Source organism: Bradyrhizobium sp. IAR9 (assembly GCF_013408065.1).
Taxonomy (GTDB): domain Bacteria; phylum Pseudomonadota; class Alphaproteobacteria; order Rhizobiales; family Xanthobacteraceae; genus Bradyrhizobium.
On sequence record NZ_JACBZW010000011.1, the window covers coordinates 53,646 to 73,081 of the forward strand.

A 19,436-nucleotide genomic window follows, 5' to 3' on the forward strand; every position below is an offset into this window, starting at 1 on the left:
TATGGGTTTTGACATGTCGATGAACCCGCAATCGCAAATCCGCAGCGCGCTCGAACAAGAGCAGTTCCTCAAGATCCTCTCGCGCGAGGAGGCCCTGGCGCGCTTCGAGGCCGCGTTGTTCCCGCGCGCCGTTCCGAGCGAAAAGCGCAAGCTCGGCGATGCGCTCGGCGTGGCGCTCGCCGAAGACATCACCGCGCCGATCGACGTGCCCCCGTTCGATCGTTCCAATGTCGACGGTTTTGCCGTGCGCTCGGCCGACCTTGCGGCGGCCGGCGAAGGCGCTCCCCGGCGCCTCACGCTGAACGGCGAGAGCATCCACTGCGGCACCGCGCCGAGGATGCAAGTGGCGGCGGGAACCGCAACGCCGATCGCCACCGGCGGTCCGTTGCCGCGTGGCGCCGACGCGGTCGTCATGGTCGAGCACACCCAGCCGGTTGGATCCGATGCAATCGACGTCCGCCGTGCCGTCTCGCCCGGGCAATTCGTGTCGTACGCCGGATCCGACATTGCGCGCGGCGAGGCGCTGCTGCGTGCCGGCACGATCATCGGCTCGCGCGAGATCGGCATGCTCGCGGCTTGCGGCATTGCAGAGGTGCTCGTCGCGCGCAGGCCGCGGGTTGCGGTGATCTCCACCGGTGACGAGCTGGTCCAGCCCGGCGGGGCTCTTCCGCCCGCCGCGATCTACGACACCAACGGCGCGATCGTCGCGGCCGCGATCGACGAGAATGGCGGCGAGGCGGTCTTCCTCGGCGCCATTGCCGACGATGAAGCCAGGCTCGAAGCTGCCATGCGCGCCGCACTCGCGGATGCCGACATGCTGGTGCTGTCGGGCGGCACCTCGAAAGGCGCGGGCGACCTGTCCCATCGCATCATCGGCCGGCTCGGCCGGCCCGGCATCATCGCGCATGGCGTTGCGCTCAAGCCTGGCAAGCCGTTGTGCCTTGCGGTGTGCGACGGCAAGCCGGTGGTGATCCTGCCGGGCTTTCCGACCTCGGCGATGTTCACCTTCCACGACATGATCGTGCCGGTGCTGCGCAAGCTGGCCGGCCTGCCGCCGCGCTCGGATGCCAAGGTGAACGCGACCGTGCCGGTGCGCATTGCGTCCGAGCTCGGCCGCACCGAGTTCGTCATGGTAGCGCTGGTCGAGGGCAGGGACGGCCTGATCGCCTATCCCTCCGGCAAGGGGTCTGGCGCGATCACGTCCTTCGCGCAGGCCGACGGCTTTTTGCGCATCGACGCGCTCGCCGACCAGATGCCGGCCGGGACCGAAGCCGAGGTGACGCTGTTCACGCCGCATGTGCGCGTGCCCGATCTCGTCATCGTCGGCAGCCATTGCACCGGCCTCGATCTCGTCACCGCACAGCTCGCGCATGCCGGCCTGGCCGTGCGCTCGATCGCCGTCGGCAGCCTCGGCGGACTCGCGGCCGCAAAGCGCGGCGAATGCGATCTCGCGCCGATCCATCTGTTCGATGACAAGAGCGAGACGTACAATTCGCCCTATCTCGTCGAGGGCCTCGAGCTCGTGCCGGGCTGGCGGCGGATGCAGGGCATCGTCTTCCGCAAGGACGACAGGCGTTTCGAGGGCCTCGGCGCGAAGGAGGCCGTCGCCGCCGCTCTCGCTCACCCCGCCTGCATCATGGTCAACCGTAACCAGGGCGCCGGCACGCGCATCCTGATCGATCGGCTGCTCGGCGGCGCGCGGCCGGAAGGCTACTGGAATCAGCCGCGTTCGCACAATGCGGTCGCGGCAGCTGTTGCGCAGCACCGCGCCGATTGGGGCATGACCATTGCACCGGTCGCCCATGCGGCCGGCCTCGGTTTCATTCCGTTCGCGGAAGAGCATTATGACTTCGCGCTGGTCACGGCGCGCAAGGACCGGCCGGCGGTGCAGGCGTTTCTCGATGCGCTTGGCTCGAATGAGGCCCGTGCCGCGCTGGAGCGCGCCGGATTCCGGCCTGCGTAGCGACGGTGCAGAAGACCTCGCGCATCAAATATCTGGCGGAAGGAGCGGACTGATACCGGCTGGATCTGCAGCTACGATGCCTGGTCGGTGCTGCTGGCGGCTTGATCGGACTGACCGCGTTTGCGCTCCCGTTCCTCGGCTTCCGCGAGCGCACGCTGGGCGGCGGCCGGCAACGGTTTCGGGTCCGGCGGGACTTCGACGGTGTCAGGCTTGCTCAGCTGCTTCGTGCGATCGATTTGCATCCGAAACATCGAACGCGAGATCGACAACGTCGAAAATGACTTCCAAGAGCGAGTCGGCCATGGCTCATCCGGGGCAACGTCCCAATCATTGGTCGTTCGCTTCTCAGGCCCGGTTCATAGCCAGGAGCTCAAGGCCATGAACTCCAGCAATGCCCTAGGATGCATCATCCAGCGCCGCCAGCCGTTCGGCCTCGGCGATATCCTCGACCGTATTGGCGTTGAAGAAAGGATCGAGCGGCTCGGTCGGCCACGTCACCGTCGCGAGTGGATAGCGCGCGGTCCAGCGGTCGATCTTGCGGAGGTCTTCAACGACCAGCGCGTGCCTGAGCTCGTCGCGCAAGGCGACGCGCCACAGGCCGATCACGGGGTGCGACTGTTCGCCTGATGCGGCGACCGCGAGCTGCGCGTTCTCACGCGCGCGCGTGTCATGCAGGCGCGCGACCAGATCGCGCGGCAGGAACGGGCAGTCGCCGGCGGCGCTGAGCACCCATTCGACGCCCGGCCGGTTCGCCGCGGTCCAGTCGAGCGCGGCGAGGATGCCGGCGAGCGGGCCGGGAAAGCCGGGCACGTCGTCGGCGACGACCTGCAGGCCGAACGCGGCGAAACGCGCGGGATCGCCGTTCGCGTTGAGGATCAGCCCGCTGCATTGCGGTGACAGGCGCGCGATCACGCGCTCCAGGATGGTGCGGCCGCCGATGGTGCGCATTGGCTTGTCGCCACCGCCCATGCGCCGCGCGAGGCCGCCGGCGAGCAGCACGCCTTGCGTCGGCAGAATGTCAGTCGTCACCAGCTTCACCCTTGCGCTTGTGCTTGGCCGACTCTTCCTCGACGTAAGCGAGGTCCTGATCGTAGACGATGCGTTCCTCCCCCGCGAGCGCGATGAAGCGCTTGCCGCGCGTGCGTCCGACCAGCGTCAGCCCGACCTGTCTTGCGAGATCGACGCCCCAGGCGGTGAAGCCGGAGCGCGATACCAGGATCGGAATTCCCATGCGGACCGTCTTGATCACCATCTCAGAGGTGAGCCGCCCCGTGGTGTAGAGGATCTTGTCGCTGGCATCGACACCGTGGCGGTACATCCAGCCCGCGATCTTGTCGACGGCGTTGTGGCGGCCGACGTCTTCGGTGTAGCAGAGCGGGGTGCCTTCCTTGCACAGCACACAGCCATGGATCGCGCCGGCCTCGAGATAGAGCGAGGGCATGGTGTTGATGGTCTGCGTCATCTGGTACAGCCAGGACGTGCGCAGCTCGGCCTTCGGCAGCGCGACGCTCTCGACCGCCTCGAGCAGATCGCCGAAGGCGGTGCCCTGCGCGCAGCCCGAGGTCTGCGTGCGCTTCTTCAGCTTGGCCTCGAAATTGGTGTGGTGTGTGGTGCGCACCACGACCACCTGGAGGTCGTCGTCGTATTCGACCTCGGTGACCACGTCATTATATTTCAGCATGTTCTGGTTCAGCAGGTAGCCGAGCGCCAGATATTCGGGGTAATCGCCGATCGTCATCATGGTGACGATCTCCTGGGAGTTCAGGTAGAGCGTCAGCGGCCGCTCCATCGGTACCTTGATCTCGACCCTGGCGCCGGTCTGGTCGGTCCCGGTCACGCTCTGGGTCAGGCGCGGGTCGTCCGGGTTGGGGACGATCAGGGGCACCGGGGCTTTGTCGATCTTCATCATGGCGGCGAGGTTAGCATGACATTCGGGTCAAGCCGATATAAGCATGCTGACGGAAAACGAAATGCTTCCGGTCATCATTGCGAGGAGCGAAGCGAGGAGTTTGGATTGCTTCGCTTCGCTCGCAATGACGGGAAGGGATAGCGGTTCCACCAAAACCAAGTCGCTCGCGGAGACGGAGCTGGAATGAAAGTCATCGGCCTTGCAGGCTGGAGCGGTGCGGGCAAGACCACGCTGTTGACGCGGCTGATCCCGCATTTCAACGCGCAAGGGCTGCGCGTCTCGGTCATCAAGCATGCGCATCACCAGTTCGACGTCGACGTGCCCGGCAAGGATTCCTGGCGCCATCGCGAGGCCGGCGCGGCGGAGGTGCTGGTTGCGTCGTCAAACCGCTGGGCCCTGATGCACGAACTGCGCGGGGCGGCGGAGCCGCGGCTGCCGGAGCTCCTGAACAAGCTTTCCGCGGTCGATCTCGTCGTGGTCGAGGGCTTCAAGCGCGAGCCGCATCGTAAGATCGAGGTGCATCGCGCGGCGAACGGCAAGCCGTTGCTGTTTCCCGACGATCCCGGGATTGCCGGGATCGCGGCCGACACCGCCATTGACACCAAGCTGCCGACTGTCCATCTCGACGATGTCGCGGCAGCTGCGGCGTTGCTGCTGCGCGCCGCGATGCCGGTCGAGGAAGCGGTGGCGAAAAGCGCCGCGATACGCTGACGAGGCACCATGGCGCAACTCTCGGACGATTGCTTTGCCTTCGGCGGCCCGATGATGTCGGTCGACGAGGCCGTTGGTCTCATCACGACGCGCGTCAACGCGATCGCCGATCTGGAGACGGTGGCGCTCATCGACGCAGACGGGCGCGTGCTGGCACGCGATGTCGCAGCGCCCTTGCCGCTGCCGCCCTTTACCAACTCGGCCGTCGACGGCTACGCCGTGCGCAACGGTGACATTCCTGAAGGCGCGGAGCGGGCGTTCCCGCTCGACGGCCGCATCCAGGCCGGCGGCCTCGCACAGGCGCCGATCAAGCCCGGCCATACCGCGCGCATTTTCACGGGCGCGCCGATGCCGCCGGATGCCGAAACCGTCTTCATGCAGGAGGACGTCCGCATCGACGATTCCGGCAGGATCGTGCTGCCGCCGGGGCTGAAGCCCGGTGCCAATGTTCGCCCCGCCGGCGAGGACATCCCGAAAGGGCACGTCGCGCTGCGCGCCGGCCAGCGCTTGCGGCCGCAGCATGTCGCGCTCGCCGCGGCGTTCGGTCTTGTCAGTCTCGACGTCATCAGGCGCATTCGCGTTGCGGTGTTCTCGACCGGCGACGAGTTGGCCTCACCCGGCGAGCCGCGCGCGGCCTCGCAACTGTTCGATTCCAACCGCTTCATGCTGATGGCGATGCTGCGCCGGCTCGGCTGCGAGGTCAGCGATCTCGGCATCTTGCGCGACGAGCGGACTTCGCTCGGCAATGGCTTGAAGCAGGTGGCCGGGGATCATGACCTGATCCTCACCACCGGCGGCGTCTCGACCGGCGAGGAGGACCACGTCAAGGCGGCGGTCGAGAGCATCGGCTCGCTGGTACTGTGGCGGATGGCGATCAAGCCTGGCCGTCCCGTGGCGATGGGTATCATCGACGGCACGCCGCTGATCGGATTGCCGGGCAATCCCGTCGCGAGCTTCGTCACCTTCGTCCATGTAGTGCGGCCGACAGTGCTGGCGCTCGCCGGGGGCCTGCCGGAGCCGCTTCTGCCGATCCAACTGCGGGCGGCTTTCACCTACAAGAAGAAGGCAGGCCGGCGCGAATATGTTCGCGTCTCCTTGCGGCGGGCGGAGGACGGTACGCTGGAGGCGGTGAAGTTTCCGCGCGAAGGGGCCGGGCTGTTGTCCTCGCTGGTTGAGACCGACGGCCTCGTCGAGCTCGGTGAGAGCATCACGGGCGTCGAGCCGGGGCAGGCCGTAGGTTTTTTGTCCTACGCCGATCTGCTCTAGCGGCGTCGCGTTGACGCCATCGATCGGTCCCGCCATGTTGCGCCCATGACCAGAACGACGCTCGATCTCACCGGACTGAAATGCCCGCTGCCCGCCCTGAAGACGCGCAAGGCGCTCAAGCCATTGCAGCCGGGCGATCAGCTCGAGGTCCACTGCACCGATCCCTTGTCGGTGATTGACATTCCGAACCTGATCCGCGAGACCGGCGACAAGGTCGAGATCACCGAACGCAACGAGGCGCGCATCGTGTTCCTGGTCGAAAAGAGCGACGCCCCGTAGAAAGGCGAATATTCACGGCGGCAACGTTTGACTATGTTGCCTGCGCGGGACACGGCCGGAACTTCGCTGCAATGCGAAAGGCGCCGATTGGTGCCGTGGATGAGCTCAAACCCAAGACTCTCAATCCCAAGACCCTCAATCCCAAGACCCCTCAAACCCAAGACCCCTCAAACCCAAGACCCCTCAAACCCAACACTCTCAAAGACGTCGGGCATGACTTTCTCAACATCGAGGGCAAGCGCTGCCGCAGGTCCCGCGGCGGGCCGCGAGCCTGCCGTCAAGCCCGGCAAGACGGCTGCAGGGCCGGAGTTCGGCGCGCTGGCACAGGCCTCCATCCTGATCGTCGACGACGAGCCGGGCATGCGCAATTTCCTGGTGCGTACGCTTGCGCCGCGCTGCAAGCTGGTGGACGAGGCGGCCGATACCGACCAGGCCTCGCGCAAGCTCGATTCCAACCGCTACGACGTCGTCATTCTCGACAACATCATGCCCGGCAAGAACGGCGTCGATTGGCTCGCCGAGCAGCGCGCCGTCGGCTTTTTCGCCGACGCCATCCTGATCACCGCCTATGCCGACCTCGACACCGCGATCCAGGCCCTGCGCGCCGGTGCGGCCGATTTCGTGCTCAAGCCGTTCCGCTCCAACCAGATCCTCAACGCGGTGGCACGATGCCTCGACCGTGTCCGCCTCCAGCGCGAGAACTATGTCCTGCGCTACGCCCTGCGCGCCTCGTCCGACCGCACCTTTCTGCGCGACAATCTGATCGGCCAATCGGCAGCGACGCTGCGCGTGCGTGAGACCATCGCTCGCGTCGCGCGCCTGCCGACCTCGGTCCTCCTCACCGGCGCATCCGGCACCGGCAAGGAAGTGGCAGCGCGCTCGATCCACTCGCTGTCCGATCGCGCCGACAAGCCCTTCGTGCCCGTGAATTGTGCGGCGATCCCGCCCGAGATGATCGAGGCGGAGCTGTTCGGGCACATCAAGGGCGCCTTCACCGGTGCCGATTCGGGGCGTGAGGGCTTGTTCCTGTATGCGCATGGCGGCACGCTGTTCCTCGACGAGATCGGGGAGCTGCCGCTGCCGATGCAGAGCAAGCTGCTTCGCGTGCTCGAAGACCGCCGCGTCCGTCCGGTCGGCTCCGAGCGTGAAGTTCCGGTCGACCTGCGCTTCATCTTCGCAACCAATGCCGAGCTTCAGAAAGAGGTCGAGAAGGGCCGTTTCCGAGCCGATCTGTTCTACCGGCTCAACGTGATGCAGATCCACCTGCCGCTGCTGAAGGATCGGGGCGACGACGTGCAGGAGCTTGCCGCCATCTTCATGAGCAAGCTGTCGACCCAGCTCGGCATGCCGCCGGTGACGATCGACGCCTCGGTGCGAGCGGCGCTCGCAAGCTATGACTGGCCGGGCAATGTGCGCGAGCTGCGCAATTTGATCGAGCGCACGCTGATCCTCGGCGCCTTCCCCGACGATTTCGCCGGTCCCCGCAACGACGGCCAGTCGGTACCTGCGGACAGTCTCGCCGAGCTCGAGCGCCGTCACATCCTCGGTGTGCTGAAGGAGGTCAATGGCAATCGCGAGGAGGCGGCGCGGCGTCTCGGTATCTCGCGCAAGACCATCGACCGCAAATGCGCGTTATGGGATGTCTGATGGTGCCCGCCGCAGCGGTGAGCTCGTGCGGGGACGCTCCGTCCGCTTCCGGTTGCTCGCGATCGCTCTGCTGCCGATGCTGGTCATCCTGCCGCTCCTGCTCGGCGTCGCAATCTATCGCTGGAACGCAAAATTCGACGCGGCCCTGATTTCCAAGGTGAACGGCGATCTCACCATCGCCCATCAATATCTCGCCCGCATCCTGGAAAAGACCGGCGTCCAGATCCGGGCGCTCGGCCTGTCGGCCCGCTTCCAGGAGGTGCTGGCGCCGGATGCGCGCGGCTCGCTGCGGGACCTGCTCGACGAGACCCGCAAGGAGATCGGTCTCGATTTCCTGTACCTGACCAACGATCGCGGCGACGTCCTGGCCTCATCGCCCCCGCTGCAGCGTCAACCGAGAGGCGACTGGCCGATCATCATGTCGGCGCTGTCGGGCCAGGTCCCTGCGACCGGCGTCGACATTTTCGGCAATGACGAGCTCGCCGCAATTTCGCCGGCCCTGGCCGAGCGCGCGCGATTGGACCTGGTGCCGACCCCGAACGCGGTGCCGACCGACCGCAGCACGGAGACGCGCGGCATGGTCGTGCACGCGGCGAGCCGGGCGATGCTGCCTGACGGGGGCGCCGCTGCGCTGGTCGGTGGCACGCTGCTCAACCAGAACCTCGAATTCATCGACACGATCAACGATCTCGTCTACCGCGCGGCGAGCCTGCCGGAGGGCAGCCAGGGAACCGCGACGCTGTTCCTGGACGACGTGCGGATCTCGACCAACGTCCGTCTTTTCGAGGGACGGCGCGCGCTCGGCACGCGCGTGTCGGCGGCGGTGCGCTCGGCCGTGCTGGGCGAGGGGCACACCTGGCTCGACAGCGCTTTCGTGGTCAATGACTGGTACATCTCCGCCTACGAGCCGCTGGTCGACAGTTATGGCAAGCGGGTCGGCATGCTCTATGTCGGCTTTCTGGAGAAGCCGTTCAGCGAAGCCAAATACCAGACGTTGGTGATCATCATCGCTGCGTTCATTGCGATCACCGCCGCGACCGTACCGATCTTCCTGCGCTGGGCGACCTCCATCTTCATGCCGCTGGAGCGCGTCACGGCGACGATCGGCGAGGTGGAGCGCGGGAACCTCTCCGCCCGCACCAAGATGCCGGTGTTGGGTGACGAGATCGGCCGCGTCGCGGTTCATCTCGACAGCCTGCTCGACCAGATCCAGGAACGCGACCGGCAGCTCCGGGAGTGGAATGAGGAACTGAACGTCCGCGTGCTGGAGCGCACCCGCGACCTCGAGCACGCCAATCTCAAGCTCGAGGCAACCACCAAGCAGCTCATCATGTCCGAAAAGCTGGCTGCGATCGGCGAGATCACCGCCGGCGTTGCGCACGAGATCAACAATCCGATCGCGGTGATGCAGGGCAATCTCGACGTCATCCGCAGCGTGTTCGGGGCCGATGCCGACAAGGCGAAGGTCGAGTTTCGCCTGCTCGACGAGCAGATTCACCGCATCAGCCAGATCGTGACCAAGCTGCTGCAGTTTGCAAGGCCGGAGGAATATGCCGGCTATGTCGAGCGCCATGCGCCGACGAGCGTCATCTCCGATTGTCTGCCGCTGGTGCAGCATCTTCTGAACAAGACCGAGATCGCCGTGGTCAGGGACGACCGCGCCAGCCGGCTCGTGCTGATGAACCGGAACGAGCTGCAGCAGGTCCTGGTCAATCTCATCGTCAACGCGATCCACGCCATGCCGGACGGCGGGACCCTGACGCTCCGCTCCTTCGATGCCGAGCGCGACGGCCATCAAGGCGTCGCCATCGAGGTCACTGATACCGGAATCGGCATGAGCGCAGACGTGATCGAAAAGATTTTCGACCCCTTCTACACCACCAAACGGCGGCAAGGCACCGGACTGGGCCTCTCCATCAGCCAGACGCTGATCAAGCGCCAGGGCGGACAGATCACGGCGGAAAGCCACCTCGGTTCCGGGAGCACCTTCACGATGTGGCTGCCCGAGGCGACCTGATTGGACATTTTGTCCTTGGAGTCGGGACATTCTGTCCGGCGCGGCACGCTGCGCTGCGGGAAGTCGTTGAATCGTCACGATGCGACTTCTGGCACGCGCGTTGCTCTTCTCAAGACAGGGTGTTGAGGGGGATGAGGGCGCGATAGCCGTCAAGGCAACGCTGCTTGCGAGGCGAAGGGACATCGCCCGCGATCAGTTGCTTGCTCGGCGCACAAGACGGATGCGCACCAGACGATTCCACTTCGGCATGAATGAAGTCCGACCTGTCATGCGCGGCTGAAAGCACGCACACGACCGGTCTCAAACCGATGTGCCGGCAAGGCCGCGCTTGGGAGGGAATGCTTATGACAACTGCCGATACCGTTCTTGCACCGGTTGGTGCTTCCGGCTTCCTCGATCGTGAACGCACGATCGCGAAGGCCGGGTTCAATCGCTGGCTGGTGCCGCCGGCCGCGCTGTGCATCCATCTCTGCATCGGCATGGCCTACGGCTTCTCGGTGTTCTGGCTGCCGCTGTCGCGCTCGATCGGCATCACGCAGAGCAAGGCTTGCCCCGACATCTCGCTGTGGCAGGAGCTGTTCACCACGACCTGCGATTGGAAGGTCGCGAGCCTCGGCTGGATGTACACGCTGTTCTTCGTCCTGCTCGGCGTCTCTGCCGCGATTTGGGGCGGTTGGCTCGAGCGTGCCGGCCCCCGCAAGGCAGGTTTCGTTGCCGCGCTTTGCTGGGGCGGCGGCCTCTTGATCGGCGCGTTCGGCGTCTACGTCCATCAACTCTGGATCATGTGGCTCGGGGCCGGCGTCATCGGCGGCGTCGGCCTCGGCCTCGGCTATATCTCGCCGGTGTCGACGCTGATCAAATGGTTTCCCGATCGCCGCGGCATGGCGACGGGCATGGCCATCATGGGTTTTGGCGGTGGTGCGATGATCGGTGCGCCGCTCGCCAATCTGCTGATCAACTACTTCAAGACCGCAACGGATGTCGGCGTCTGGCAGACCTTCGTCGTGATGGGCGTGATCTATTTCATCTTCATGACGATCGGTGCCTTTTCGTATCGGGTGACGCCGCCCGGCTGGCAGCCTGATGGCTGGACGCCGCCAAGCGAGAAGAAGTCGATGATCACCGAGCACCATGTGCACCTCAACAACGCGCACAAGACGCCGCAATTCTGGCTGATCTGGTGGGTGCTCTGCTTGAACGTCTCGGCGGGTATCGGTGTGATCGGCATGGCCTCGCCCATGCTCCAGGAAATCTTCGCCGGCAAGTTGATCGGGCATCCGGAACTGACGTTCAGCCAGCTTTCGGTCGAACAGAAGGCATCGATCGCGGCGATCGCCGCCGGCTTCGCCGGCCTGCTGTCGCTGTTCAATATCGGCGGCCGGTTCTTCTGGGCGTCGATGTCGGACCTCATGGGGCGCAAGAACACCTACTACACGTTCTTCATCCTCGGCATCGTGCTCTACGCGCTGGCGCCCACCTTCGCGGCGATGGGCTCGAAACTGCTGTTCGTGCTCGGATTCGGCATCATCCTGTCGATGTATGGCGGCGGCTTCGCGACGGTGCCGGCCTATCTTGCCGACATGTTCGGCACCCAGTTCGTCGGCGCCATCCACGGCCGGTTGCTGACGGCATGGTCGACTGCCGGCATCATCGGTCCGGTCGTGGTCAACTACATCCGCGAGTTCCAGCTCGCGGCCGGCGTGCCGCGTGATCAGCTCTACAACACGACGATGTACATCCTGTGTGCCATGCTGATCGCCGGTTTGATCTGCAACTACCTGATCAAGCCGGTCGATCCGAAGTGGAACATGAGCCACGAGGAGGTGGCCCGCCTGCAGGCGGCCAGTGCGAAGAGCGAAGCGTCGGTCCAGCACGGCTCGTTCGGCATCGGCAAGGGCGGTCTGGATGCCAATGCGGCGCTGTTCTGGGCCTTTGTCGGCGTGCCGCTGGCCTGGGGTGTCTGGAAGACGCTGGAGAGCGCGGTCAAGATCTTCTGATCGCACGTTCATTCGCGGCGGGAGCGCACCATGCGCGCTCCCGCCGCTCATTTCGATTGTTTCAAAACTTCCCTGGGGGAATTCGATGGTTCGTAAGCTCGTTTGTGCAGCCGCCGTGCTGCTCGTCGCCGGCGCCCTGCAATCCGCATCGGCACAAACCGCCGCGGCACCGGCTGTAACGCCGCCCGCCGCGACCGAGGCCAAGCCCGGCAAGATCAAGCTGACCGCGCAGAAGCTCAAGGACATGAAGGCCAAGTGGAGCGCCAACAAGTCAAAGCTTAGGGAGTGCCGCAAGGACGTGAAGGCCAAGGGCCTCGCGGGCGACGATCGCTGGTTCTATATCGAGGAGTGCATGGGCAAGAGCTGACCCGTCAGCATTGGGGCACGGAGAGGTCACCTGCAGCCTCGGAGCGGAGCTCGATACGATTTCGCTATCGCAGCATAGGAAGCCTTTATTGATCTCCAGACCAATTCAGGCTTCGTTCTATCGATTGGCGCGTTGGACGAACGCAAGGCCGTGTCCGGGCAGCGATCCTGGGTTGCCCTTGGGCTGCGCTTAACTGCTTCCGTGAGCATGATAATTTGCTTGGCATCTGGCATGCCAGGAGCTAGAACTGGAGTCGTTCTAAAAGACGAGATCGAGACGAATCGATGAGCCACGACGACGTGCACAAGGTCCGCCCGTTCGAGCATCCCGGTGAGGGACGCAAGCGCGCCAAGGCCACGCCCAAGGGGCGGCAGGTCGATCCCACCGCCGCGCACGAGATCGAGCAGCTGCTCGGCGACAGGCCGCGGCGGCGTGATCTCCTGATCGAATATCTGCACCTGATCCAGGACAGATATCATCAGATCTCGGCCGCGCATCTGGCCGCGCTCGCCGACGAGATGAAGCTCGCCTTCGCCGAGGTGTTCGAGACCGCGACGTTCTACGCGCATTTCGACGTGGTGAAGGAGGGCGAGCCGGATATCGCCCCGCTGACGATCCGCGTCTGTGACTCCCTGACCTGTGCGATGCTCGGCGGTGAGAAGCTGCTCGAGGATCTGCAAAGCGCAAGCGGCCCTGGCATCCGTGTGGTGCGCGCGCCCTGCGTCGGTCGTTGTGATACTGCGCCGGCAGCCGAGGTCGGGCACAATTTCGTCGATCATGCGACCGTCGCCAATGTGATGGCGGCGGCGAAGGTCGGCGACACTCACGCGCATCTGCCCAACTATATCGGCTACGAGGCCTACGTCGCGGGCGGCGGCTACAAGCTGCTGGGCCGCCTGCGCTCGGGCGAACTGTCGACCGACAATCTTTTGAAATCGCTCGACGATGCTTCGCTGCGCGGCCTTGGCGGCGCCGGCTTCCCGACGGGACGGAAATGGCGCGCCGTGCTCGGCGAGCCCGGTCCGCGGCTGATGGCGATCAACGGCGACGAGGGCGAGCCCGGCACCTTCAAGGACCGCGTCTATCTCGAAAGCGATCCGCATCGCTTCATCGAGGGCATGCTGATCGGCGCGCATGTGGTGCAGGCCTCCGATGTCTACATCTACCTGCGCGACGAATATCCGGCCTCGCGCGAGATCCTGGAGCGCGAGATCGCAAAGCTCCCGCCGGGCGGCCCGACGCTGCACATGCGCCGCGGCGCCGGCGCCTATATCTGCGGCGAGGAATCCTCACTGCTGGAAAGCATCGAGGGCAAGCGTGGCCTGCCCCGGCACAAGCCGCCTTATCCGTTCCAGGTCGGCCTTTTCGGCCTGCCGACGTTGATCAACAACATCGAGACGCTGTGGTGGGTCCGCGACATCGTCGAGAAGGGCGCTGATTGGTGGAAGGGCAATGGCCGCCACGAGCGTCATGGCCTGCGCAGCTTCTCTGTCTCGGGCCGAGTCAAGAATCCCGGCATGAAGCTCGCACCCGCGGGCATCACCGTGCGCGAGCTGATCGACGAATATTGCGGCGGCATGGCCGACGGCCATCAGTTCTATGCGTACCTGCCGGGCGGCGCATCCGGCGGTATCCTGCCGGCGTCGATGGACGACATCCCGCTCGATTTCGGCACGCTGGAAAAATACGGCTGCTTCATCGGCTCTGCCGCGATCGTGATCCTGTCGCAAAAGGACAGCGTGCGCGCGGCGGCGTTGAACCTGATGAAATTCTTCGAGGACGAAAGCTGCGGCCAGTGCACGCCGTGCCGTGTCGGAACCCAGAAGGCGGCGCTGCTGATGCAGAAGCCGGTCTGGAACCGCGCTCTTCTGGAAGAATTGAGCCAGGCGATGCGCGATGCCTCGATTTGCGGGCTTGGACAGGCGGCATCGAATCCGCTGGCCACCGTGATCAAATATTTCCCTGACGAGTTCAAGGAAGCGGCCGAATGACCAAGATTACCTTCGAGCTCGACGGCAAGCAGGTCGAAGCCAATCCCGGCGAGACGATCTGGCAAGTCGCAAAACGCCAGGGCCGCGAGATCCCGCATCTGTGCTACTCGCCCGCGCCCGATTATCGGCCCGACGGCAATTGCCGCGCCTGCATGGTCGAGATCGAGGGCGAGCGCGTGCTGGCTGCGTCCTGCAAGCGCACGCCGTCGGTCGGCATGAAGGTGAAGTCGGAGTCCGCGCGCGCGGTGTCGGCGCAGAAGATGGTGATGGAGCTGCTCGTCGCCGACCAGCCGGCGCGCGAGACCAGCCACGATCCGGATTCGAAATTCTGGCACTGGGCCGAGACGACAGGCGTCACCGAGAGCCGCTTCCCCGCCGCCGAGCGCTGGGCAACCGACGCCAGCCATCCGGCGATGCGCGTCAACCTCGACGCCTGCATCCAGTGCGGCTTGTGCGTACGCGCCTGCCGCGAGGTCCAGGTCAACGACGTCATCGGCATGGCCTACCGCAACCATGGCTCGAAGATCGTGTTCGACTTCGACGATCCCATGGGCGAGTCCACCTGCGTCGCCTGCGGCGAATGCGTGCAGGCCTGCCCGACCGGCGCGTTGATGCCGGCCGTGATGCTCGACGAGAAGCAGACCCGTGTCACCTACGCCGACAAGAAGGTGGATTCGCTCTGCCCGTTCTGCGGCGTCGGCTGTCAGGTGACCTATGAGGTCAAGGACGAGAAGGTGATCTATGCCGAGGGCCGCGACGGCCCCGCCAATCGCAACCGTCTCTGTGTGAAGGGCCGTTTCGGCTTCGACTACATCCACCATCCGCATCGCCTGACCAAGCCGCTGGTGCGGCTGCCGAACGCGAAGAAGGATGCCAACGACCAGGTCGATCCCGCCAATCCCTTCACCCATTTCCGTGAAGCGAGCTGGGAGGAAGCGCTCGACATCGCCGCCAAGGGCCTCGTCAAGATCCGCGACGAGAAGGGCGTGAAGGCGCTGGCGGGCTTCGGCTCGGCCAAGGGCTCGAACGAAGAGGCCTATCTGTTCCAGAAGCTGGTGCGTACCGGCTTCGGCTCCAACAACGTCGACCATTGCACCCGACTGTGCCACGCCTCGTCGGTGGCGGCGCTGTTCGAAGGCTTGAGCTCGGGCGCGGTATCGGCGCCATTCTCGGCTGCGATGGATGCCGAAGTGATCATCGTGATCGGCGCCAACCCGACCGTGAACCATCCGGTCGCCGCAACCTTCATCAAGAATGCGGTCAAGCAGAACGGCGCAAAGCTGTTCGTGATGGATCCGCGCCGGCAGACGCTGTCGCGCCACGCGACCAAACACCTGCAGTTCAAGCCCGGCTCCGACGTCGCGATGCTGAACGCGATGATCCACACGATCATCACCGAAGGCCTGACCGACGACCAGTACATCGCCGGCTACACCGAAGGCTTCGAGGACCTCAAGGAGAAGATCAAGGAATTCGCGCCGGAGAAGATGGAAGCGATCTGCGGCATCCCGGCGCAAACCTTGCGCGAGGTTGCCCGGACATATGCCCGCGCAAAATCGTCGATCATCTTCTGGGGCATGGGCATCAGCCAGCATGTCCACGGCACCGACAATGCGCGCTGCCTGATTGCGCTGGCGCTGATCACCGGCCAGGTCGGCCGTCCCGGCACCGGCCTGCATCCGCTGCGCGGCCAGAACAACGTGCAGGGCGCCTCCGACGCCGGCCTGATCCCGATGTTCCTGCCGGACTATCAGCCGGTTGGTCGCGACGATCTGCGCGGCAGCTTCGAAAAGCTTTGGCAGCAGGATCTTGATCCCGTCCGCGGCCTGACCGTGGTCGAGATCATGAATGCGATCCACGCCGGCGAGATCACGGGCATGTATATCGAGGGTGAGAACCCCGCGATGTCCGATCCGGATCTGCAGCATGCGCGCCATGCGCTCGCCATGCTCGATCATCTCGTGGTGCAGGATCTCTTCGTCACCGAGACCGCATTCCATGCCGACGTCATCCTGCCGGCCTCGGCCTTCGCGGAGAAGGACGGCTCCTTCACCAATACCGATCGCCGCGTGCAGCTCGCCCGCCAGGTGATCAAGCCTCCGGGCGATGCGCGGCAGGATCTCTGGATCATCCAGGAGATCGGCAAGCGCATGGGCCTGCCCTGGAATTACGCCGGCCCGGGCGACGTCTTCACCGAGATGGCAGAGTTGATGCCGTCGCTGAAGAACATCACCTGGGAGCGGCTGGTGCGCGAAGGCGCGGTGACCTATCCGGTCGACGATCCCAACAAGCCCGGCAATGAGATCATCTTCACCACAGGCTTCCCGACCGCCAGCGGCCGCGGCAAGATCGTGCCGGCCAAGGTCATCCCGCCGGACGAGATCCCCGACGCCGAGTATCCGATGGTGCTGTCGACCGGTCGCGTGCTGGAGCACTGGCACACCGGTTCGATGACCCGCCGCGCCCAGGTGCTCGACCAGATCGAGCCGGAGGCGGTCGCCTTCATGTCGCCGAAGGACATGCGCAAGAAGAACCTCACACCGGGCGATTTCATTCGTCTGGAGACCCGCCGCGGCGCGGTCGAGGTCAAGGTCCGCTCGGACCGCGACGTGCCGGAGAACATGGTGTTCATGCCGTTCTGCTATGCGGAGGCGGCGGCAAACCTGCTGACCAATCCGGCGCTCGATCCGTTCGGCAAGATCCCGGAGTTCAAGTTCTGCGCGGCCCGGGCCGAGCGCGTGGAAATGCGGGACGCGGCGGAGTAGGGCTCCGGCGTTAGTTGGCGGCTCAGTGCCGCCAATTTACCGGTGTCGTCCTGGCGAAAGCCAGGACCCATACCGCGTGATCCATCGATTGCAGACGGTCGCAGTACCGGACTGCGAGCCTTAGCCAAACTCTTCCCTGGGATTATGGGTCCCCGCGTACGCGGGGACGACAACGGAGAGCGTGGCGGGGAATTGTACCCCTACATCGTCATCGCTTCGTTCCTCGCAATGACGGTGCTAAACGTGGCCCATGTCCAAGGTCACCCCCGCCACCCGGGCCCTCACGGCCGCCGGTGTTGCCTTCACCGTCCATGCCTACGACTATGATCCTGACGCCGAGAGCATCGGGCTGCAGGCGGCCGCCGCGCTCGGTGAAGACCCGGCACGTGTCCTCAAGACGCTGATGGCGCTGGTGGACGGCAAGCCGGTCTGTGTGGTCGTGCCGTCCGACCAGGAGGTCTCGATGAAGAAGCTCGCCGCAGCCGCGGGCGGCAAGTCGGCGCAGATGATGAAGCCGCCGGAGGCCGAGCGCGTCACCGGCTACAAGGTTGGCGGCATCAGCCCGTTCGGGCAGCGCAAGCCCATTCGCGCCGTGATCGAGCAGAGCGCGCTCGCGCATGATCTCGTCTATCTCAATGGCGGCCAGCGCGGGTTGCAGGTGCGGCTCAAGCCGGGTGATGTGAGGGACGTCGTGAAAGCGGTCGTCGCGGATGTGCTGGCGTGACGGCAATGGAGCGCGATCATGAGGCGGCCACTGCTACTGTGGTTCGCGATCCTGCTTGTGGTCTACCCGCCGGCTGAGGCGCATCAGATCAATCTTGTGACCGCGCGCGTGGCCCTCACCGCCGGTCGCACTGTGAACGTCGAGATGGGATTGAAGGGCAGCGATGTCGATCGCCTGATCGGCACGAAGATCCATGATGCAGGGCAGGACGCGGTCGACCCGGTCGCGGTCGAAGCGGCCAAATCCGCAATCATCGATTATCTCGGCCGGCACCTGGCCGTGACAGGCGGCGGTACGGCTTGTTCGGCGGGTGATGCCGCGATCCTGCCTGACGGTGACGGCATCGTCTATCGCAACAGCTTTGCTTGCGCGGACGCGGCCGGCGACATCATCTATCGCTCCACCGTGCTGACGGCGAAAGACAAGACCGCGCGACAGGTGGTGCTGATCGCGCAGGGCAGGTCCGAGGCGCAGGCCTTGCTCGATGCCGACAATACGACGGTGACGCTCTCGACGGCGCCGCCATCGCCGTTCTCGATCATGCAACGCTATCTGCTCACCGGCATCGAGCACATCTTTCTCGGTTACGATCACATCGCATTTCTGGTCGCGATCGTCTTGTGGGCGCGACGGCTCTTGCCGGTCGTCAAGATCGTGACCGCTTTCACCATCGCCCACTCCCTGACATTGTCGCTCGCGGCGCTGAATGTCCTGGTCATCCCGAGCCGCATCGTGGAGCCGGCGATCGCGGCCTCGATCGTGTTCGTGGCGGCCGAGAACTTCTTCTCGCGGGACGTCGACAAGCGCTGGCGCGTGGCTCTTCTGTTTGGTCTGATCCACGGCTTTGGCTTCGCCGGCGCTCTTCACGAGATCGGCCTGCCGCCGGATGCGATCGTCCCGGCGCTGGCCGCCTTCAACATCGGCGTCGAGATCGGGCAGATCGCGATCGTCGCGCTGATGGTGCCGATACTTGGCCTGTTCGACCGTGTGACTATGGTCGGGCCGGATGAGCCGGCACGCGCGACGAGACTGGTCTACTCGGTGTCCGCGGCGATTGGGCTGCTCGGTGGATATTGGCTGCTGACGCGCGTGCTCGAGGCGTGATCGGGCCGGCCTACTGCTTCTGTAACAGCTTCAGCCGGCAGCGCAGCGCCTCGCGGATGTGTGCGCGGGCAAGCTGCTCTGCTTTGTCGCCGTTGCGCGCGGCGATGGCGTTGATGATGGCCTGGTGCTCGCCATGGCTGGACGAGGGGCGGCCCGATACGGAGAAGGTGGTCGGGCCGAGCAGGGCGATCCAGTCCTGCAATTCCCGCGAAGCGTTGTCGAGATAGCGGTTGCGCGCTGCCCGGCATATGGCCTCGTGGAAGCTGCGATTGAGTCTTGCCATCTCGGCCGCGTCCGCTGCGGGAGCTTCGACAAAAGCCTGCTCGATATCCCGGAGCGCATCGACCTCGGGCGCCGAAGCGTGCTCGGCGGCAAGGCGCGCCGCGGCGCCTTCCATGATCTCGCGCATGGCGTAAAGCTCGAGGACCTCGGAGATGTCGAGATTGCGCACGATCAGCCCGCGGCCGCCGGCGGGCTCGACGAAGCCGCGCGCGGCGAGCCGGCCGAGCGCTTCGCGCACCGGGGTGCGGCTGACCTTGAGCCGCTGTGCGACCTCTTCCTCGCGCAGGCGATCTCCGGCGCGGTAGTTGCCGGCCCGGAGTGCTTCACAGAGCGAGCGGAACACGGCCTCGCCGAGCGCAACGCCGCCGCCGCGCGCGATTGATCCGCCTGTCTTTGCCGGGCGCCTCGCCATGT

16 protein-coding genes are annotated in these 19,436 nt (G+C 65.2%); 12 read left to right on the forward strand and 4 right to left on the reverse strand.

Annotated features, from left to right (window positions below; translation table 11 throughout):
• Position 1: 1 nt before the first annotated feature.
• On the forward strand, positions 2-1,963 hold the full coding sequence (locus tag GGD67_RS26290) for a molybdopterin biosynthesis protein (RefSeq protein WP_179736892.1): 1,962 nt from the start codon (positions 2-4) through the stop codon (positions 1,961-1,963).
• A gap of 71 nt (positions 1,964-2,034) precedes the next feature.
• Here the strand turns inward: GGD67_RS26290 and GGD67_RS26295 are convergent, their stop codons facing one another.
• The 3 genes from GGD67_RS26295 to fdhD form a co-directional block, all read right to left on the reverse strand.
• On the reverse strand, positions 2,035-2,205 hold the full coding sequence (locus GGD67_RS26295) for a hypothetical protein (RefSeq protein WP_246784377.1): 171 nt from the start codon (positions 2,203-2,205) through the stop codon (positions 2,035-2,037).
• A 154-nt stretch (positions 2,206-2,359) separates the two neighbouring features.
• Positions 2,360-3,001 (reverse strand): molybdenum cofactor guanylyltransferase MobA, encoded by a 642-nt coding sequence (gene mobA, locus GGD67_RS26300; protein WP_179736894.1) that lies wholly within the window; start codon positions 2,999-3,001, stop codon positions 2,360-2,362.
• Positions 2,982-3,872, reverse strand: a complete 891-nt coding sequence (gene fdhD / locus GGD67_RS26305; protein ID WP_018317011.1) for a formate dehydrogenase accessory sulfurtransferase FdhD — start codon at positions 3,870-3,872, stop codon at positions 2,982-2,984. Before fdhD ends, mobA begins: the two co-directional genes overlap by 20 nt.
• 183 nt (positions 3,873-4,055) lie before the next feature.
• On the opposite strand from fdhD, the gene mobB reads away from it, so the two are divergent.
• From mobB to GGD67_RS26360, 11 genes are all read left to right on the forward strand, one after another.
• Positions 4,056-4,583 (forward strand): molybdopterin-guanine dinucleotide biosynthesis protein B, encoded by a 528-nt coding sequence (gene mobB, locus GGD67_RS26310; protein ID WP_092261702.1) that lies wholly within the window; start codon positions 4,056-4,058, stop codon positions 4,581-4,583.
• A 9-nt stretch (positions 4,584-4,592) separates the two neighbouring features.
• Positions 4,593-5,849, forward strand: coding sequence for a gephyrin-like molybdotransferase Glp (gene glp, locus GGD67_RS26315; RefSeq protein ID WP_179736897.1), 1,257 nt, complete (start codon positions 4,593-4,595; stop codon positions 5,847-5,849).
• A 45-nt stretch (positions 5,850-5,894) separates the two neighbouring features.
• A complete protein-coding gene (locus tag GGD67_RS26320; protein ID WP_028142272.1) occupies positions 5,895-6,128 on the forward strand; it encodes a sulfurtransferase TusA family protein in 234 nt (77 codons plus the stop codon).
• A gap of 213 nt (positions 6,129-6,341) precedes the next feature.
• The gene (locus tag GGD67_RS26325; RefSeq protein ID WP_179736899.1) at positions 6,342-7,775 is read left to right on the forward strand and encodes a sigma-54 dependent transcriptional regulator; all 1,434 of its coding nucleotides are present in this window, start codon (positions 6,342-6,344) and stop codon (positions 7,773-7,775) included.
• Positions 7,768-9,792, forward strand: a complete 2,025-nt coding sequence (locus GGD67_RS26330; protein ID WP_092261699.1) for a cache domain-containing protein — start codon at positions 7,768-7,770, stop codon at positions 9,790-9,792. The genes GGD67_RS26325 and GGD67_RS26330 overlap by 8 nt, the downstream gene beginning before the upstream one ends.
• A gap of 344 nt (positions 9,793-10,136) precedes the next feature.
• Positions 10,137-11,789: an OFA family MFS transporter gene (locus GGD67_RS26335; protein ID WP_028142275.1), complete on the forward strand. Its 1,653-nt coding sequence runs from the start codon at positions 10,137-10,139 to the stop codon at positions 11,787-11,789.
• Positions 11,790-11,874: 85 nt separating this feature from the next.
• Positions 11,875-12,156: a hypothetical protein gene (locus GGD67_RS26340; RefSeq protein WP_018317018.1), complete on the forward strand. Its 282-nt coding sequence runs from the start codon at positions 11,875-11,877 to the stop codon at positions 12,154-12,156.
• Between the two features lie 284 nt (positions 12,157-12,440).
• A complete protein-coding gene (locus tag GGD67_RS26345) occupies positions 12,441-14,147 on the forward strand; it encodes an NADH-ubiquinone oxidoreductase-F iron-sulfur binding region domain-containing protein (protein WP_179736901.1) in 1,707 nt (568 codons plus the stop codon).
• A complete protein-coding gene (fdhF, locus tag GGD67_RS26350; protein ID WP_018317020.1) occupies positions 14,144-16,912 on the forward strand; it encodes a formate dehydrogenase subunit alpha in 2,769 nt (922 codons plus the stop codon). The genes GGD67_RS26345 and fdhF overlap by 4 nt, the downstream gene beginning before the upstream one ends.
• A gap of 250 nt (positions 16,913-17,162) precedes the next feature.
• Complete coding sequence (gene ybaK, locus GGD67_RS26355) at positions 17,163-17,636, forward strand: Cys-tRNA(Pro) deacylase (protein WP_018317021.1); 474 nt, start codon at positions 17,163-17,165, stop codon at positions 17,634-17,636.
• 18 nt (positions 17,637-17,654) lie between these two features.
• Positions 17,655-18,740: a HupE/UreJ family protein gene (locus GGD67_RS26360; protein ID WP_179736903.1), complete on the forward strand. Its 1,086-nt coding sequence runs from the start codon at positions 17,655-17,657 to the stop codon at positions 18,738-18,740.
• Between the two features lie 10 nt (positions 18,741-18,750).
• Here GGD67_RS26360 and GGD67_RS26365 read toward each other — a convergent pair whose 3' ends face one another.
• Positions 18,751-19,434, reverse strand: a complete 684-nt coding sequence (locus tag GGD67_RS26365) for a GntR family transcriptional regulator (protein ID WP_179736905.1) — start codon at positions 19,432-19,434, stop codon at positions 18,751-18,753.
• Positions 19,435-19,436: the final 2 nt, after the last annotated feature.

Excerpts from the sequence above, each read along its gene's own strand:
- GGD67_RS26335 (WP_028142275.1), top strand. The coding sequence starts at position 10,137 with ATGACAACTGCCGATACCGTTCTTGCACCGGTTGGTGCTTCCGGCTTC.
- fdhF (WP_018317020.1), top strand. The coding sequence starts at position 14,144 with ATGACCAAGATTACCTTCGAGCTCGACGGCAAGCAGGTCGAAGCCAAT.
- fdhD (WP_018317011.1), bottom strand. The coding sequence starts at position 3,872 with ATGATGAAGATCGACAAAGCCCCGGTGCCCCTGATCGTCCCCAACCCG.
- GGD67_RS26360 (WP_179736903.1), top strand. The coding sequence starts at position 17,655 with ATGAGGCGGCCACTGCTACTGTGGTTCGCGATCCTGCTTGTGGTCTAC.
- GGD67_RS26290 (WP_179736892.1), top strand. The coding sequence starts at position 2 with ATGGGTTTTGACATGTCGATGAACCCGCAATCGCAAATCCGCAGCGCG.
- GGD67_RS26345 (WP_179736901.1), top strand. The coding sequence starts at position 12,441 with ATGAGCCACGACGACGTGCACAAGGTCCGCCCGTTCGAGCATCCCGGT.
- GGD67_RS26320 (WP_028142272.1), top strand. The coding sequence starts at position 5,895 with ATGACCAGAACGACGCTCGATCTCACCGGACTGAAATGCCCGCTGCCC.
- GGD67_RS26325 (WP_179736899.1), top strand. The coding sequence starts at position 6,342 with ATGACTTTCTCAACATCGAGGGCAAGCGCTGCCGCAGGTCCCGCGGCG.
- GGD67_RS26330 (WP_092261699.1), top strand. The coding sequence starts at position 7,768 with ATGTCTGATGGTGCCCGCCGCAGCGGTGAGCTCGTGCGGGGACGCTCC.
- glp (WP_179736897.1), top strand. The coding sequence starts at position 4,593 with ATGGCGCAACTCTCGGACGATTGCTTTGCCTTCGGCGGCCCGATGATG.
- GGD67_RS26295 (WP_246784377.1), bottom strand. The coding sequence starts at position 2,205 with ATGCAAATCGATCGCACGAAGCAGCTGAGCAAGCCTGACACCGTCGAA.
- ybaK (WP_018317021.1), top strand. The coding sequence starts at position 17,163 with ATGTCCAAGGTCACCCCCGCCACCCGGGCCCTCACGGCCGCCGGTGTT.
- GGD67_RS26340 (WP_018317018.1), top strand. The coding sequence starts at position 11,875 with ATGGTTCGTAAGCTCGTTTGTGCAGCCGCCGTGCTGCTCGTCGCCGGC.
- GGD67_RS26365 (WP_179736905.1), bottom strand. The coding sequence starts at position 19,434 with ATGGCGAGGCGCCCGGCAAAGACAGGCGGATCAATCGCGCGCGGCGGC.
- mobB (WP_092261702.1), top strand. The coding sequence starts at position 4,056 with ATGAAAGTCATCGGCCTTGCAGGCTGGAGCGGTGCGGGCAAGACCACG.